Genomic DNA, 15,380 nt, shown 5'->3' with positions numbered 1-15,380 from the left:
CGGACATGCTCAAGCAACGCACCCTCAAGACATTGACCCGCGCCGTAGGCGTCGGGCTGCACAGCGGCCAGCGGGTCGAGTTGACCCTGAGGCCCGCGCAGCCAGACACGGGGATCGTCTTTCGGCGGGTAGATTTGCCCCAACCCGTGGATATTCCGATCCAGGCCGAAGCCGTCACCGATACGCGGCTGGCCTCGACCATCTCGGTGGGCAACGCCAAGGTGCATACGGTCGAGCATCTGATGTCAGCGTGTGCAGGGCTGGGCATTGACAACCTCTATGTGGACATCACGGCCGAGGAGGTGCCCATCCTCGACGGTTCTTCTGCGTCCTTCGTTTTTCTGCTTCAGAGCGCGGGCGTGGAGTTGCAGAATGCCCCCAAACGCTTCATTCGTGTAACGCGGCCCGTAGAAGTGCGTGAGGGCGAGGGCGCTGCCGCCAAGTGGGCGCGCCTGACGCCTTACCACGGCTACAAGCTCAGCTTTGAAATCGATTTTGACCACCCGGCGGTGGACTCCACCGGCCAGCGCGTGGAGTTTGACTTGGGGGCGGGCAACTACAGCCGCGACATTGCCCGTGCGCGCACCTTCGGCTTCACCCGCGACGTGGAAATGATGCGCTCCAACGGCCTGGCGCTGGGCGGTGGACTGGACAACGCCATCGTCATGGACGACTACAAGGTGCTCAACAGCGACGGCCTGCGCTACGACGACGAGTTTGTGAAGCACAAGATCCTGGACGCCATGGGCGACCTGTACCTCATTGGCAAGCCCTTGCTGGCGGCCTACAGCGCGTTCCGTTCGGGCCATGCCATGAACAACCTGCTGCTGCGTGAGCTGCTGGCCCAACGCGATGCCTGGGAGGTGGTCACGTTCGAGGACGAACGTGAGGCGCCCAGCGGCTTTGTCCAACCCGTGCGGGCCTGGTAGGAGCGGTCGCCGCCATGTTGATCTTTCGCTGGTTGGCCATGCTGCTGCTTCTGGCGGCCGCCGTGTCGTTTGCGTTCTATGCGGGCACGGGCCAAGCCCACTACAAGCGCCTGGGGCTCGTCATTCTCAAATGGACGGTGATTGCTGCCGTCTTTTTCTTTGCAGTGGTCCTCATCGGCCGCCTAGCCTGATGGTATGGCCCCAGCGCGGCTGACACCCTTTTTTCCGCTGGCCTATACTCGCGCCTGCTCCGGGGTGTGCGAAAGCGCTGAGATGCGAGGTGGCTGAAGAAATTCGGCCGGCTTTGCGAACCCGACGAACTTGATCCGGTTCATACCGGCGGAAGAAGAGCCGACCTCCTTGTCCCCGTGCCCGCAGTCCCTGCTGGCACGCCATGTCTCAGGTGCAGCCGCACTTGAGGGGCGCACAGGTCCATTCCGGAGCAGTTATCCACCGCCACCGGAACCAGGAGACCTGCCCCATGAACGCCCCCGATCCCCACGCCAAGCTGGCCAGTACCGAAAAATTCGCCGAGCTGCTTGCGCGCACCCGCGAGTCCTTCCCCGCATCCCGCAAGGCTTATATCCCCGGCCACCTGCATACCGATCTGCGCGTGCCTGTGCGCGACATTGCGCTGACCAATGGCGAGCTGGTCAGCGTGTACGACACCTCCGGTCCCTATACCGACCCGACCGCAGCGATCGACGTGCGCCAGGGCCTGGCCAGCGTGCGCGGTGGCTGGATCACTGGTCGTGGCGATGTGGAGCACTACGAAGGCCGCGCCCCCGTGGCGCTGGACGATGGGCAAAAGAGCGAAGACGCCACCCGCCTCGCCCAACTGCGTGCCGAGGCCGCAGCCCTGCAGCGCCAGCCGCTGCGCGCCAAGGCAGGTGCCAACGTCACCCAGATGCACTACGCCAAGAAAGGCATCATCACCCCCGAGATGGAATACGTGGCCATCCGTGAAAACGGCAAGCGCGAGTGGATGGCGCAGTACATGCAGGACGCAGGCCGCGAGAAGCGCCTGATGGGCAACCCCATGGGTGCGAGCATCCCCCGCATCATCACGCCCGAATTCGTGCGCGACGAAGTGGCCCGGGGCCGCGCCATCATCCCCGCCAACATCAACCACCCCGAGGTGGAGCCGATGGCGATTGGCCGTAACTTCCTGGTCAAGATCAACGCCAACATCGGCAACTCGGCCGTCACGTCGAGCATTGAAGAAGAAGTGGAAAAGCTCGTGTGGGCGATCCGCTGGGGCGCCGACAACGTGATGGACCTCTCCACCGGCAAAAACATCCACACCACGCGCGACTGGATCGTGCGCACCTCCCCGGTGCCGATTGGCACCGTGCCGATCTACCAGGCACTGGAAAAGGTGGGCGGCGTGGCCGAAGACCTGACCTGGGCGATCTTCCGCGACACGCTGATCGAGCAGGCTGAGCAGGGCGTGGACTACTTCACCATCCACGCGGGCGTGCGCTTGGCCTACATTCACCTCACGGCCCAGCGGCGCACCGGCATCGTCTCTCGCGGCGGCTCCATCATGGCCAAGTGGTGCATGGCGCACCACCGCGAGAGCTTCTTGTACGAGCACTTCGAGGACATCTGCGACATCATGAAGGCGTACGACGTGTCGTTCAGCCTGGGCGACGGCCTGCGCCCCGGCTGCGCATCGGACGCCAACGACGAAGCCCAGTTTGCCGAGCTGCACACGCTGGGCGAACTCACGCAAGTCGCCTGGAAGCACGACGTGCAGACCATGATCGAAGGCCCCGGCCATGTGCCCATGCACATGATTCAGGCCAACATGACCGAGCAGCTCAAGACCTGCCACGAGGCGCCGTTCTACACCCTGGGCCCGCTGACCATCGACATCGCGCCCGGCTACGACCACATTGCCAGCGCCATCGGCGCCGCCATGATCGGCTGGATGGGCACGGCCATGCTGTGCTACGTGACTCCGAAAGAGCACCTGGGCCTGCCCGACCGTGACGACGTCAAGCAGGGCATCATTGCCTACAAGATCGCCGCGCACGCCGCCGATGTGGCCAAGGGCCATCCCGGCGCCCGCTCGCGCGACGATGCCCTGAGCCAGGCGCGGTTCGATTTCCGCTGGCAGGACCAGTTCAACCTGGGCCTGGACCCCGAGACGGCCAAGGAATACCACGACGAAACCCTGCCCAAGGACTCGGCCAAGGTGGCGCATTTCTGCTCCATGTGTGGCCCCAAGTTCTGCTCCATGAAGATCACACAGGAGGTGCGCGACTTCGCCAAGCAGAAGGGGGTCGCCGAAGCCGAGGCGCTGGCCCAGGGTCTGCAGACCAAGGCCGTGGAGTTCCAGAAGGGTGGGGGCGAGTTGTATATCCCGCTCAAGCCGGTGTAAGAGCGGCGCAATAAGCACAGCTACTGGCCCCGAGGATTCCCTGAACAGAGCCTTGGGGCCGTGCTTACCCTGTGCGGCAGACCCTGTGCCTGGCCCTATAGTCCCGCCCACCATCGACCCAGAAGGCCGGTGGGCACGTGTGGCACTAAATTTGCTATGCTGGGTTATCTGTTAAAAATTGTAAGGAAGAGCCATGAATGCTCTCGGCCGCTTCTCCATCCGCACGCGCCTCTACTTCGGAACCGTCTTTTCCCTGATCCTCCTGGTCGTCATTGGCGCGATGGGTTATGTGGCCCTGGACCGCACGCGCGGTACCCTGCAGGTGCTGTTTTCAGAGCGTGTGCAGACCTTGACCGACATGTCCGAACTGCGCACCACCCTGGGTGATCTGCGCCGGACCGAAAAAGACATCATCATCAATTTCAACAACACGGTGGAGGTGGCCGCCTTGCGCGAATCCTGGGCCAAGACTCTGACCTCGCTGCGCAAGAGCCTGGCCGATGTGCGCCAGGTGCAGTCGGGTGATGTCGCATTTGTTGAGTCCATCGACAAGTCGCTCACCGAGATCAAGGCCTACGAAACCGGCATTTCTCCCATCTTCGAGAAAATCGAGGGCGCGCAGCTCGATGGTGCGGGCGGCGGTGCCTACGCTGACCGTCTCAAGGTCCACATGGAGGCCACTGACAAGTTGTTCTCCAGCCTGGCCACCAGCGCCCGCACGCAAATGGACGAGGCCCGCGCGGGCGTCGAGTCCCGTACATCCACCATGTCGGCACTGATCGGCATTGGGCTGGTGCTGGGGTTGGCCGTGCTGATTCCGCTGACCTTCTTCAGCGTGCGTTCCATCACCAAGTCCCTGGGCCAGGCCCAGGAGCTGGCCGAACGCATTGCCAGCGGCGACCTGTCACGCGATGTGGCGGCCATGAACCAGGACGAGGTAGGGCAGTTGGTGTCGGCCATGGGGCGCATGCAGGACTCCCTGCGTGGTCTGGTTCGGCAAGTGCAAGATGCGGCGGGCAATATCTCTACAGCCAGCTCCGAGATCGCCAGTGGCAACCATGACCTGAGCCACCGCACCGAACAGACGGCGGCCAACCTGGAAGAAACCGCTTCGTCGATGGAAGTGCTGACCAGTACCGTGCAGCAAAGTGCGCAGTCCTCACGTCAGGCCAGCGATTTCGCCTCGTCGGCGGCCGAAGTGGCCGCACGCGGCGGTGCCGTGGTGTCGCAGGTGGTCACTACCATGGACCAGATCACGACCAGCTCGCGCAAGATCGCCGACATCACGGGCGTGATCGACTCCATCGCCTTCCAGACCAACATCCTCGCGCTGAACGCTGCGGTGGAAGCGGCCCGAGCCGGTGAGCAGGGCCGAGGCTTTGCGGTGGTGGCCAGCGAGGTGCGCAACCTGGCGCAGCGCAGCGCCGAGGCTGCCAAGGAGATCAAGGGCCTGATCGGTTCGTCGGTAGAGCGGGTCGAAGATGGCTCGCGCCTGGTCAGCCAGGCTGGGCAGACCATGACCGAGATCGTGAACAGCGTGCGCCGCGTGTCCGACATCATTGCGGAGATCACCGCCTCGTCGGCCGAACAGAGCGACAACATTGGCCAGATCAGCCAGTCAGTCACCCAGCTCGATCAGATGACCCAGCAAAACGCAGCGCTGGTGGAGGAGTCCACCGCCGCGTCCGAATCGCTGCGGGAGCAGGCGCACCACCTGACCAACGCGGTCAGTCAGTTCAAGCTGCAGGACGGCGCGTCGCCGATCCCCGCGTTCAGTACCGCCGCACCCACCGCACCCGCCGCACCTGCCATGGCCCAGGTGGCGCGCCGGCCTGCGCTGCAGATCCGGTAATTTCAGGTGTTTTGGGCTGGTGGCGCCGGTGTTTCATGCACTGGCAGCTATCAGATGTGTAGCAGATCAGTCCCGGGTCACCCGCAGCACTTCTTCGCGGCTGGTGATGCCTGAGGCAATCAGCCGTTCGCCATCCTCGCGCATCAGTGCCATGCCGTCGGCGATGGCGGCCGTGCGAATGTCGGCCTCGGAGGCCTGGTTGTGGATTTGTGCGCGGATTGCATCCGTGGTTACCAGCAGTTCAAACACGCCGGTGCGGCCGGTGTAGCCCGTCTGGCCGCAGTGGTCGCAACCGCTGCCGTGGCAGTGGCTGCAGAACTTGCGCACCAGGCGCTGGGCCAATACGCCGAGCAGCGAGGAAGACAGCAGGAAGGGCTCTACGCCCATGTCGGTCAGGCGCGTGACGGCGCTGGCGGCGTCATTGGTGTGCAGCGTGGCCAGCACCAGGTGGCCTGTGAGCGATGCCTGGATGGCGATCTGCGCGGTTTCGAAATCGCGGATTTCGCCAATCATGATGATGTCCGGGTCCTGGCGCAGGATGGCGCGCAGGGCCTTGGCAAACGTCAGCTCGATCTTGCTGTTGACCTGGGTCTGGCCCACGCCGGGCAGCTCGTATTCGATGGGGTCTTCCACCGTCATGATGTTGTTGCGCGTGGCATCGAGCCGCCCCAGGCCCGCGTACAGCGTGGTGGTCTTGCCCGAGCCCGTGGGGCCGGTCACGAGGATGATGCCGTGCGGTTGGCTGATCAGGCCCTCAAAGCGGCGCAGGGTATCGCCCTGCATGCCCACCGATTCCAGGCTGAGCTTGCTTTCGCTTTTGTCCAGAAGGCGCAGCACGGCGCGTTCGCCATGCGCGCTGGGCAGGGTGGACACGCGCACGTCGATGGCGCGGGTGCCCAGGCGCAGGCTGATGCGGCCGTCTTGCGGCAGGCGTTTTTCGGAAATGTCGAGGTCGGCCATGATCTTCAGGCGCGAGATCAGGGCCGCGTGCAGCGCGCGGTTGGGCTGCACTACCTCGCGCAGCGTGCCATCCACCCGAAAACGCACGCTGGAATGGCGCTCGTAAGGCTCGATGTGGATGTCGCTGGCGCCATCGCGTGCCGCCTGCGTGAGCAAGGCGTTGAGCATACGGATGATGGGCGCATCGCCGGCCGATTCCAGCAAGTCCTCCACGGCGGGCAGCTCCTGCATCATGCGCGAGAGGTCGGCATCGCTTTCGACCTCGCTGACCACCGTGGCGGCGCTCGATTCGCTGTGCGAATAGGCGGCGCTGATGCGCTGAGCCAGGGCGGGGGCGTCGAGTGGCAGCAATTGCTGGACAGCGTGCTTGCGCAGAACTTCCGACAGCGCCCCGGCGTCGGGGCTGGGGCTGTGCCACAGCACAAGCTGGTGGCCATCGTCTTCCAGCAGCAGCTGGGCGGTGCGTGCAAAAGCGTAGGGTAGGGGGTGACGCATGCGTGGCGCGCCCTTCAGCGTGGGGTGGTCTCTGGCTGTGAAGCCAGGGGCTGTGCCGGTGGGGTGGCCGCTGCGGGTTCTGCACGCTGGGGCAGTGCCGGCAGGATGGGGGCGCCAGACACCGACTTCATCACTACGCTGGGCGCAGGTTGTGTGGTTTGCTGGAGCGCTCGGATGGCTTCGTAGCGGTCCATCATCAGTGCGTCGCTGGTCGCGTTATCTCGCACCACAATGGGGCGCAAGAACACCATCAGGTTGGTCTTGTTGCGGGTGCGGTTCTCGCTGCGGAACAGGTTGCCCAGCACCGGGATGTCGCCCATCACCGGCACCTTGTCCTGCCCCTGCGAATAGCTGTCTTCCAGCAGGCCACCGATCACGATGATGCTGCCGTCATCCACTACCACGTTCGATTCGATGGAGCGCTTGCTGGTGGTGGGGCCATTGGCGTTGCTGAGCGTGGCGGTGTCGATCTTGGAGACCTCCTGGTAGATCGCCATCTTCACCGTGCCGTTCTCGCTGATCTGGGGGCGGACCTTGAGCATCAGGCCCACGTCCTTGCGTTCGACCGTGGTGAACGGGTTCACGGTGTTGGTGCCCGAACTGTTGGCATAGGAGCCCGTCACAAAGGGCACGTTGTTACCGATGATGATGCGCGCCTCTTCGTTGTCCAGCGTCATCAGGTTGGGGGTGGAGAGCACGTTGGCGTCGCCGCTGTTTTGCAGAAAGTTGGCCAGCGCCCCCAGGTAATACTGGCCGTTGATGCGTGGCGCCAGGGCCAGGTTCAATCCCTTGCCCAGCGAGTTGGCGGCCGTGGCGATGGAGGTGGCGGAGCCCGATGCAATGGCGGCCGTGACCCCCAGGATGTTGGCACCTGCCTGCGCGGAATTGGTGCCGATAACACCCACTGTGCCATCCCCATTTTTGCCCAGAATGCCCTGCCACTGGATGCCGAACTCAGCCACCTTGTTGGCCGACACCTCGACGATCAGGCTCTCCACCAGCACTTGCGCGCGGCGCCCGTCGAGTTTGTCGATGACGGCGCGCAACTGGCGGTACTGTGGCTCGGGGGCGGTGATGATGAGCGAATTGGTCGTGGGGTCGGCCTGGATCTGGCCGCCCGTAGAGGGCTGGTTGTTGTTGGTGCTGCTGGTGCCCAGGCTGCTGTTGCCGGCGCCCAGGCCCGAATTGTTGCTGCTGGTGGACGACGATGTACCGCTGGTGGACAACATGCCCCCCGTGCTCAACCCGGTGCTGGGCGCTGCTGAGCTGGAGCCGCCGGCACTGCCACCGTTGCCATTGCTGCCCCCCATGCTGGCCATGGCGGCGCGCAGCGTGGTGGCCAGCTTGGTGGCATCGGCGTTCTTGAGATAGACCACATGGATGTTGCCGCTGGCTGCACTGCTGCCGGGCGCGGGGGCCTGGTCCAACTGGGCCACCAGTGCACGCACCTGGGCCACGCGGGCCGGGTTGGCCGCGCGCAGGATCAGTGAGTTGCTGCGCGGCTCGGCGATCAGCGTGGTCTTGAACGCGGTGTCGGTCTGGCCTTGTGCGGCGGCGGGGGCCCCGGTACCGCTGCCGCCGTCGATCAGTCGCGCCACCAGGGGCGCCAGGTCAGAGGCGATGGCGTTCTTGAGCGGGATCACCTCCACATCGCTGGCGTTGGACACATCCATGGCCGCCACAATGCGCGCCAGGCGCTGCAGGTTGTCGGCGTAGTCGGTGATCACCAGCGAGTTGTTGCCGGGGTTCACGTTGATGGTGTTGTTGGGGCTGATCAGCGGGCGCAGCACCGGCACCAGGTTGGCTGCATTCTCGAAATTGAGCTTGAAGATCTGCGTGACGATCTGCCCGCCACCGGGCGCACTGCCCGCGCTGCCCTGCACCACACTCACGCTGCCGCCCTGCAGCTTGGCGTCGGCCTCGGGCACGACCTTGTACAGGCCTGCCGCCTCCACCACGGTGAAGCCCTGCAGCCGCAGTGCGGCCAGGAACTGCTGGAAGGCCGCAGCGGGTGTGACGGCACGTTCGGTCACCAGGTTGAGCTGGCCTTTGACCCGTGGGTCCACCACCACGTTGCGTCCGGTGATGGTGGCCATGGTGCGGGCCACGGCCTCGATCTCGGCGTTGGCAAAGTTCAGCGTGACGGGTTCGCTGGGGCGAACGCTGCTGGTGCCGGTGTGGATGGCGGTTTGGGCAGCAATTTGACCACTAGCGCATGTCAATAAAGCGCTGGCAGCTATTGTTTTGAGAGTAAAGCGCAGGCGTGGCGAAAGCAAGGAAGTCATAGTCAACCCACGGTGATGATGGAGCGCGCGCCGTTGCGCCGTCCGATGATGTTCAGAAGATTCGATAGTGCCGCTTCGCGCTCGGGGGCGGCACTGGCCTCGCCCGCAAAGCGCAGGCGCTGGCCCACCCATTGGCCGGTGCCGCTGAGCTGCAGCGCGCCCTCCAGCGTGCTGAGCGTGAGCGTCGGTGCATCGCCCCCTTGTAGCGCCAGCCGGTAGCTGCCCATGGGGCGCAGGGTGGACAGGCGTGACGACATGGCCCGCGCATCCAGCTGCGCCTGGCCGGTCAGCACCATGCGGCCAGCGTTCCAGCGCATTTCGAGGGTGCGTGTCTGCAGCGTCAGTTGGCCCTGGGGCTGCAAGGTGTTCCAGGGAGTGCCCAGGCCGGTGAGCAGGGCTGCGGGCCACTGGCTCTGGCCATCGGCCACAGTCAAGTGCATGCCGGCCCAGCGCGCATGCACCCGGGCTTGTAAAGGTTGCGGGGTGCAGCAGCCTGCCTGCAGTTGTGCGCTCAGGCCGTCCCAGGTGGGGCGCAATCGCCAGTCCACGCGGCCAGGCAGGGCCGTGCGGTCTTTGCTGGCGCTGCCGCCGGTCAACACCAACTGCGCGGATCCGGTCCACACAGTGCCGCGCGCCTGCTGCAGCAGCACCTGCCCGTGGGTGGCGCTGGCCACGCCTTCGGCCAGCCAGTGGGCGGGCGCAAAGGCGATCAGTGCGGGCAGTACCCCTGCCACGGCGCCCGCCAGCGCCCAACCCCACAGGGGGCGGGGTTCAGCGCGGGATGCGGAGCGTGTATGCAGGGTGCGGGCCACGGCGAGATGGAGGTGGGTCAACGGGCGGCGGCGGGCAGGGCCAGCACCACGGTGCCGTCCCAGCGGGGCATGGCAACCACCGGGCTGCCCAGGGTGACGGGCGTGGTGCCTGCGGAGGCGGCTGCGGCCGCGCTGCGGGTCAGGCGCGCTTCGAGCGGGGTGGCGCGTGCGTTGCTGCGCGCCTGTGCCAGCCATTGGGCCAGTGCATCGGCCGATGCCCCTTTGAGGGTTACCGTGGCGCGGTCACCCGCCACATGGAGTTGTGCGGTGTTGCCCAGGCGCTGTGTCAGTGCGGTACGCAGGGCGCCCACAGCGTCGCCAGGGCTGCTGGGGGGGGTTGCCTGTAGTTGCTGCGCTTCGGCCTGCAGGCTTCGCATGCGTTGCAACTGGGCATCCAGTGCGGCATGGCGCGCGGGGGCCGCACGCAGCGTGGCCAGGGCGGGGGCAAGCGCCACCCACCACAGCAGGGCCAGCGCCACCAGGGCGCCCGCAGCCAGCACCAGGCTTTGCTCACGGGGCGCCAAGGTTTTCCAGCGGTCTTGGAGTGTGGGGGAGGGGTTTGTCATGGGCTCACCTCGGTGCGCAGCAACAGGCTGCCATCGTCCAGCCGCGCCCGGTAACCGGCGGCCTGAAGGCGGGCAAAAAGGACAGATTCTTCATCTGGCGCCAGCATCACGCCGCGCAGGCGCAGCTCGCCGGGGGTGTATTCGATGCTGCCGGGCAGGCGACCGTCGGGCAGCGCTGCTCCGGCTGCGGCGAGCAGGGGCTCCAGGTCACGGGCCGAGACGCTGCCTGCGGCCTGCCGCAGTTGGGCCAGTTCACGTTCCATCTGTACAGGCGCATCGACCACGACCTGGACCTTGGGGAAGGTCTGGGTCAGTGCGGCGCGCACCCCGGTCTGCTTGGCGGCAAGGGACTGGCGCTCCTGCCAGGCCCAGGCATTGAGCCCCACCAGGTGGGCCAGTACCAGAAACCCGGCGCCCCAACGAGCCGCCCGCCATTGGGGAGCGTTCAACAGCGCACTGGTCATGCTGCCCACCTTGCGCAACGCCCGGGTGCGGCCGGTGCTTGCCAATTCGAACTGGGCCAGATCCCAGTCACCGCGTGCGGCGTCCAGGGCGCGCTGGCTGGCGGTGTGCAGGGCCACGCGTTGGCCCAGCGTGCGTTCGGCCAGGGCTGCCACTGCGGGCTCGGCCCGCACGGCCAATGGGTGGTCTTCGGTGTGGGCGGCATCGGCGGGCGGCAAGCCGGTGCGTGCCAGCGCCAGGGCCATCGGGGCCAGGGGCAGCACGGCCACGCCCTGGTCAGCGCCGTGGCCGGTGAGCACCACAAAAGCCTCTTCCGGGGTGCCGAGTGCGCACAACTCGGGGTGGCCGCTGGCGGTGGGGCCGGGCGCAAATTCAGGTACCACGCGGGCCACGCGGCGGCCTGCGGCCTCCAGTGCCTGCAGGTGCTCTCGCAGCCAGGTGCGGTCGCACACAGCCACCCACACGGGGTCGCCCCTTTGCACACGACTTTGTGCGTCGGGCTGCAGGGCAAAGTGCAGTTGAGAGGCGTCGTCGAGCACGCGGTCTTCCAGCAGGCCCTCCAGCACCGAGCGCAGGCGCGGCGTTTGCTGGCTTGCTCCCAACGGAACGCCCACAGGCATCTGCACCCGCTGCCACGACAGGCACCGCGCAGGCACCACGGCCACCACCTCGCCGCCGGGGCGTGTGGGCTCGGGCAACAGGGCTGCAGGGGCGGTGGCGTGGCGAAGTGCGGAGTGGCCGTCTGCCGTCAGCGTATGGCTGTACTCGGTGGTGGGCCCCGGGCGGGTCGGCGGCAGGAAAAGGATCAGGGTGCTCATGGACGGGTTTTGCGGGCCATTTTAGGGGGCGGGCGTGACGCAGCGACGGCGGGTGGTGGCGCGGTGAGAGGGTTGTGGCCCTGTCAGCGTGCCACCTCGGGGGTGAACTGCGTGGTTTCGCGGTCAAACGCTCCGCGCTCGCGCCACAGCGTGGTGACCTCGATGCCCTGTTTGCGTACCAGGGAGCGCTCATCCACCATCGCATCGCCCAGGCGCAGGCGGCCACGCACTTCAAAGTAGGACGACGCGACGGCGTGGGCGCTTTCGTTGATGTCGGTGCTGGCCCCCACCAGGTTGCGCACGTCGCTGAGCGTGCGGAAATGGCTGGCCTCCCGGGTCTGCACTATTTTCTGCGCGGTGGCGCTGTCAAGGCCATCAATGGCGGCCATCAGCACATCAATGTCAGCGGTGTTGAGGTTGACGGGGGTGCGTACGGGCAACAGTGATACATGTGGCGCCAGGGTGGTCACTGTGGCGGGGGTCAGGCCGAGCCACCCCAGTTGGGTGATGCTGGGCGGCATCAGCGGTGCCGTGCTGTTCTCGCCGCCCGCACCAGCCTGCGCTCTGCGCAGGCCGTCAATCAACATGCTCAGTTGTTGCGCGGGCAGACCCAGGCGTTCGAACAGCCGCGTGAACTGCCGCAGGGCCACGGCCTGCACCTGTCCACCTTCGGCCAGGTTGGTGATGTTCAGGCGGCCTTGCATGTCGGTGATCTGGCCCGAGAGAAAGGCCTCGGTGGTGTCGGTGCTGGCATCCTGAACCTGGCTCACGTTCTTGTCGGCGGCCAGAAAGGTGGACAGGCGTGCCTCTTGCAATGGCACGGCCCAGGGCTCGGCCAAGTGGTCCGCGCCGCCCGAGCGGCCGTCTTCGCGCAGGATCAGCCGCGACCAGTCGAGCGCGCCGATCAGGATCCAGGTGGACTGCACATGGCCACGTTCGGCGGTTTCTACCTCCACCGCCCGCCATTGCTGCCACATGGCTGCGGCGGCGAACGTGGCGACCAGCGTGACGGTGAGCATGGCGGCGAGCAGTGCGGCGCCCTTTTGGCCACCTCGTGGTGGTTGTGCGCGTGTGGTCATGTCCTCCCCCCGCCCAGCACCGGGTTGACCCAGTCACGCGTGAGCTGGCCCGCCAGCGCCTGGCCGGGTGGCAGTGTGATTTGCAGCCGCACCCCGTCGGGGATGGCGGCCGAGGTGTCGCCCACGGTGGTGCCGGTGCTCGACTGCGGATTGGACCAGGCGCCACCCCGGTAGTAAAAGATCTGCCAGCTGTCCAGCGGCAGCAGCGTGACCTCATAGCGCCGTTCGGCGTCGCCCGGAGTGCGCGCCCACTGAGCGGCCTGCTGCCAGGCCTGCTGCCATTCGGCGCGCGTGCGCAGTGGGGGTGATTGCCAGCGCAGCCACTGGCCCGTGCCCTGGTTGTTGCTGCGGCGTGTCCATGCCACCACCAGCGCCCCTTCGTCGGGCACGGCACTGCTGCGGCGCGTGAGGCGCAGCACCTGGCCATCCCAGTCCAGTGGTGTCGTGTGGGCCATCGGCATCAGGGCATCCAGGTCGGTGCCCCACTGGCCCAACGCCGCCTGCAGCACCAGCATCTCGTCGGCGCGCTGGCGTGTGGACTCCTGGGCCCGCACCATGCCGTCCAGCCCGCGCCAGCTCAGGATGGCAATCAGCGCCATCACACCGATGGCGACCAGCAGCTCGATGAGCGTGAAGCCGCGCGGGACCTTCAAAACTGGCGCGACGCGAGGCCAGCGCACCCGTGGAACTGGCTCTGCCAGGCCACCGGGTGCGTCCCCCTCACGGGGGGAAGGCGCGAAGCGACTCAGGGGGGGCATCAATACCGTCCAATGATGGTGGAGAGGCGCAGGATGGAGTTGTCGCCATCCAGCACCTGCGCATCGATGCGCCGAAAGCTCGGGTTGGGGGTGGGGCGCACGATGGTCAGCACCTGCAACTGCCGTCCGGCCTGCTCACAGGTCAGGCTGCTGTCGCCCACGCTGGGCATCTGGCGCGAGAGTCGGGCCTTGACCAATTCGTTTTCGGCGCACAACTGTGCCAGCACGATGTCGGATTGCCGCAGCGCGTTGCGCGTGAGTGCCGTGGTGGCTTGCAGGCCCGCCATGAGCGCAATGGCCACAATGGCCAGCGCAACGAGCACTTCCACCAGGGTGAAGCCGCGTTGCCGAAGGTTCGTGGACGTTGCTGTTCTCACTGCACCGTGTCCACAGAAAACGGACGCACGCCATCGGTCGCAATGCGCAAGGCCCGCTCGGGGTGGGACTGGTGGGTGATCAGCACCTGCTGCGGGCCGATGAGGGGCTCGGGGCCCAGCTGCAGCACGGCCTGCCCACGCACAGAGGTGCCGGCATCAAGCCACCGACTGGGCAACGCCGCCTGTGCGCTGGGTGGCAGTCCTTCAAAACGGAACCCCTGTGGCAGTGCACGCCAGCGCACGGGGATGCCTCCGGCCCGCGACTGCGCGCGCGCGGATTCCAGCAGTGCCGCCAGCCGGGCCGCCTCGCGCTCCAGCTGCGTCTGCCCGCCATCGCGCATCGCCAGCCCCACACCCGCCGTGGCCAGCGCCATGATGCTGATGACCACCAGCAACTCCAGAAGCGTGAATCCGCGCGAGCGGTTCATGGACTTGCGCGATTTGAGGTTGCAACGGTCGTGGCGTATCCACAAGGCGTGCGGTCGCAGCGCCGGGCCGTCCCAAGCCAAGCCCGGCCCCATGCACCAGCGAAGCGCAGGGCGAGCCTGCTGCGGGGGGCAGGGCGTGACACGCCAGTGCACGACCGTGGGGGCCACATCTCTTTACTGCCAGCTGCCAATATCGGCGTCCTTGCCCTCGCCGCCCGACTGGCCATCGGCGCCGAACGACATCACGTCGATCTCGCCCTTGATACCGGGGTTCAGGTACTGGTAGGGGCGGCCCCAGGGGTCGTTGGGCAGCTTTTCGAGGTACAGCTTCCAGTTATTGGGCACCGGACCTGACGTGGGCTTGATGATCAGCGACTGCAGGCCCTGTTCGGCGGCAGGATAGCGCTGGTTGTCCAGGCGGTAGAGCTTGAGCGCCTGCATGATGTTGGTGATGTCGGTGCGGGCGGCCGTTACGCGCGCGTCGTCGGCGCGCTCCAGCACATTGGGCACGATGAGCGCGGCCAGCACGCCGATGATCACAAGCACCACCATCAGCTCGATGAGGGTGAAACCCCGGGCCATGGTTCGGGCCATGCGACGGGGGGCGGAGCGCACAAGGAGGGAGAAAGAAGTGTTCACTGCTGGCGATCTCTCGGGATGGTCGAATCGCGTGAATCATAATCCCCGCATGGTGACCAATTCGTACAGCAAATGGGGCGTCCGTCTGGGGACTCTGGCGCTCTGGGCCGCAGCAGGTGCCAGTGTGGTTTTTTGGGGGCTGCGTCTGTCGGCGCCTTCGGCCGCGACCACCGCGCCTGTGGTGGCAACCGCGCCGGTGGCGCTGGATGCCCAGGCAATGGCGCGCTTGCTGGGCGCCGGGCCTTCCGCGCCTGGCGTGGCTCCGTCAACGCCTGTGGCTTCATTGGCGAGCCGGTTCTCGCTCATTGGTGTGTTGTCGGGTCGCAGCAGTGGCGGTGGAGCGGCGCTGATTGCTGTGGACGGCAAGCCCGCCAAACCGTTTCGTGTGGGGGCGGCCGTGGAGGAAGGCCTGGTGCTGCAGGCCCTGGGGCCTCGGCAGGCGCAGTTGGGGTCTGGCATGGGCGGGCCTGCCACGGTGACGCTGGACATGCCACTCAAGAATTAAGCCTGTCACCAACCAATCCACCAATTCAC

15 protein-coding genes and 1 riboswitch are annotated in these 15,380 nt (G+C 66.3%); of the genes, 5 read left to right on the top strand and 10 right to left on the bottom strand.

Annotated features, from left to right (window positions below):
* Window positions 1–5 precede the first annotated feature (5 nt).
* The 4 genes from lpxC (at window position 6) to CLU85_RS19430 (ending at window position 5,167) form a co-directional block, all read left to right on the top strand.
* Window positions 6–929 carry a UDP-3-O-acyl-N-acetylglucosamine deacetylase gene (lpxC, locus tag CLU85_RS19440; RefSeq protein ID WP_100411712.1) on the top strand — a complete coding sequence of 308 codons (924 nt, stop codon included), beginning with the start codon at window positions 6–8 and terminating at the stop codon, window positions 927–929.
* Window positions 930–943: 14 nt separating this feature from the next.
* The gene (locus CLU85_RS23175; protein ID WP_198509220.1) at window positions 944–1,120 is read left to right on the top strand and encodes a hypothetical protein; all 177 of its coding nucleotides are present in this window, start codon (window positions 944–946) and stop codon (window positions 1,118–1,120) included.
* A gap of 50 nt (window positions 1,121–1,170) precedes the next feature.
* Window positions 1,171–1,294, top strand: a riboswitch (TPP riboswitch).
* Between the two features lie 116 nt (window positions 1,295–1,410).
* Window positions 1,411–3,315, top strand: a complete 1,905-nt coding sequence (gene thiC, locus CLU85_RS19435; RefSeq protein ID WP_100411711.1) for a phosphomethylpyrimidine synthase ThiC — start codon at window positions 1,411–1,413, stop codon at window positions 3,313–3,315.
* 193 nt (window positions 3,316–3,508) lie between these two features.
* Window positions 3,509–5,167 carry a methyl-accepting chemotaxis protein gene (locus CLU85_RS19430; protein WP_100411710.1) on the top strand — a complete coding sequence of 553 codons (1,659 nt, stop codon included), beginning with the start codon at window positions 3,509–3,511 and terminating at the stop codon, window positions 5,165–5,167.
* Between the two features lie 66 nt (window positions 5,168–5,233).
* Here the strand turns inward: CLU85_RS19430 and CLU85_RS19425 are convergent, their stop codons facing one another.
* The 10 genes from CLU85_RS19425 to gspG all read right to left on the bottom strand — a co-directional run bounded on the left by CLU85_RS19425 (window position 5,234) and on the right by gspG (window position 14,801).
* Window positions 5,234–6,622 carry a GspE/PulE family protein gene (locus CLU85_RS19425; protein ID WP_100411709.1) on the bottom strand — a complete coding sequence of 463 codons (1,389 nt, stop codon included), beginning with the start codon at window positions 6,620–6,622 and terminating at the stop codon, window positions 5,234–5,236.
* A 14-nt stretch (window positions 6,623–6,636) separates the two neighbouring features.
* Window positions 6,637–8,907 (bottom strand): type II secretion system secretin GspD, encoded by a 2,271-nt coding sequence (gene gspD, locus CLU85_RS19420; protein ID WP_100411708.1) that lies wholly within the window; start codon window positions 8,905–8,907, stop codon window positions 6,637–6,639.
* A 2-nt stretch (window positions 8,908–8,909) separates the two neighbouring features.
* On the bottom strand, window positions 8,910–9,719 hold the full coding sequence (gene gspN, locus CLU85_RS19415; protein WP_100411707.1) for a type II secretion system protein N: 810 nt from the start codon (window positions 9,717–9,719) through the stop codon (window positions 8,910–8,912).
* A gap of 17 nt (window positions 9,720–9,736) precedes the next feature.
* Window positions 9,737–10,285, bottom strand: a complete 549-nt coding sequence (gene gspM, locus CLU85_RS19410; RefSeq protein ID WP_100411706.1) for a type II secretion system protein GspM — start codon at window positions 10,283–10,285, stop codon at window positions 9,737–9,739.
* On the bottom strand, window positions 10,282–11,565 hold the full coding sequence (gene gspL / locus CLU85_RS19405) for a type II secretion system protein GspL (RefSeq protein WP_100411705.1): 1,284 nt from the start codon (window positions 11,563–11,565) through the stop codon (window positions 10,282–10,284). Before gspL ends, gspM begins: the two co-directional genes overlap by 4 nt.
* Window positions 11,566–11,648: 83 nt before the next feature.
* Window positions 11,649–12,644, bottom strand: coding sequence for a type II secretion system minor pseudopilin GspK (gspK, locus tag CLU85_RS19400; protein WP_100411704.1), 996 nt, complete (start codon window positions 12,642–12,644; stop codon window positions 11,649–11,651).
* Entirely contained in the window at window positions 12,641–13,402 is a 762-nt protein-coding gene (locus tag CLU85_RS19395; RefSeq protein WP_232727871.1) for a type II secretion system protein J, read from the bottom strand. Before CLU85_RS19395 ends, gspK begins: the two co-directional genes overlap by 4 nt.
* Window positions 13,402–13,779 carry a type II secretion system minor pseudopilin GspI gene (gene gspI / locus CLU85_RS19390; protein WP_100411702.1) on the bottom strand — a complete coding sequence of 126 codons (378 nt, stop codon included), beginning with the start codon at window positions 13,777–13,779 and terminating at the stop codon, window positions 13,402–13,404. Before gspI ends, CLU85_RS19395 begins: the two co-directional genes overlap by 1 nt.
* Window positions 13,776–14,207, bottom strand: coding sequence for a prepilin-type N-terminal cleavage/methylation domain-containing protein (locus tag CLU85_RS19385; RefSeq protein WP_100411701.1), 432 nt, complete (start codon window positions 14,205–14,207; stop codon window positions 13,776–13,778). The genes gspI and CLU85_RS19385 overlap by 4 nt, the downstream gene beginning before the upstream one ends.
* Before the next feature lie 174 nt (window positions 14,208–14,381).
* On the bottom strand, window positions 14,382–14,801 hold the full coding sequence (gene gspG, locus CLU85_RS19380; protein WP_232727870.1) for a type II secretion system major pseudopilin GspG: 420 nt from the start codon (window positions 14,799–14,801) through the stop codon (window positions 14,382–14,384).
* Window positions 14,802–14,895: 94 nt separating this feature from the next.
* Between gspG and CLU85_RS19375 the strand changes: the two genes are divergently transcribed.
* Window positions 14,896–15,351, top strand: coding sequence for a type II secretion system protein N (locus tag CLU85_RS19375; protein ID WP_100411699.1), 456 nt, complete (start codon window positions 14,896–14,898; stop codon window positions 15,349–15,351).
* The last annotated feature ends 29 nt before the right edge of the window (window positions 15,352–15,380 follow it).

This window comes from Acidovorax sp. 69, from assembly GCF_002797445.1.
Taxonomy (GTDB): Bacteria; Pseudomonadota; Gammaproteobacteria; order Burkholderiales; family Burkholderiaceae_C; genus Acidovorax.
This window is presented reverse-complemented; position numbering and strand designations above follow the sequence as displayed.

What these genes read in the sequence shown, in the direction of transcription:
- lpxC (WP_100411712.1), top strand. Translation starts at nt 6, where the DNA reads ATGCTCAAGCAACGCACCCTCAAGACATTGACCCGCGCCGTAGGCGTC.
- CLU85_RS23175 (WP_198509220.1), top strand. Translation starts at nt 944, where the DNA reads ATGTTGATCTTTCGCTGGTTGGCCATGCTGCTGCTTCTGGCGGCCGCC.
- thiC (WP_100411711.1), top strand. Translation starts at nt 1,411, where the DNA reads ATGAACGCCCCCGATCCCCACGCCAAGCTGGCCAGTACCGAAAAATTC.
- CLU85_RS19430 (WP_100411710.1), top strand. Translation starts at nt 3,509, where the DNA reads ATGAATGCTCTCGGCCGCTTCTCCATCCGCACGCGCCTCTACTTCGGA.
- CLU85_RS19425 (WP_100411709.1), bottom strand. Translation starts at nt 6,622, where the DNA reads ATGCGTCACCCCCTACCCTACGCTTTTGCACGCACCGCCCAGCTGCTG.
- gspD (WP_100411708.1), bottom strand. Translation starts at nt 8,907, where the DNA reads ATGACTTCCTTGCTTTCGCCACGCCTGCGCTTTACTCTCAAAACAATA.
- gspM (WP_100411706.1), bottom strand. Translation starts at nt 10,285, where the DNA reads ATGACAAACCCCTCCCCCACACTCCAAGACCGCTGGAAAACCTTGGCG.
- gspL (WP_100411705.1), bottom strand. Translation starts at nt 11,565, where the DNA reads ATGAGCACCCTGATCCTTTTCCTGCCGCCGACCCGCCCGGGGCCCACC.
- gspK (WP_100411704.1), bottom strand. Translation starts at nt 12,644, where the DNA reads ATGACCACACGCGCACAACCACCACGAGGTGGCCAAAAGGGCGCCGCA.
- CLU85_RS19395 (WP_232727871.1), bottom strand. Translation starts at nt 13,402, where the DNA reads ATGCCCCCCCTGAGTCGCTTCGCGCCTTCCCCCCGTGAGGGGGACGCA.
- CLU85_RS19385 (WP_100411701.1), bottom strand. Translation starts at nt 14,207, where the DNA reads ATGAACCGCTCGCGCGGATTCACGCTTCTGGAGTTGCTGGTGGTCATC.
- gspG (WP_232727870.1), bottom strand. Translation starts at nt 14,801, where the DNA reads ATGGCCCGAACCATGGCCCGGGGTTTCACCCTCATCGAGCTGATGGTG.
- CLU85_RS19375 (WP_100411699.1), top strand. Translation starts at nt 14,896, where the DNA reads ATGGTGACCAATTCGTACAGCAAATGGGGCGTCCGTCTGGGGACTCTG.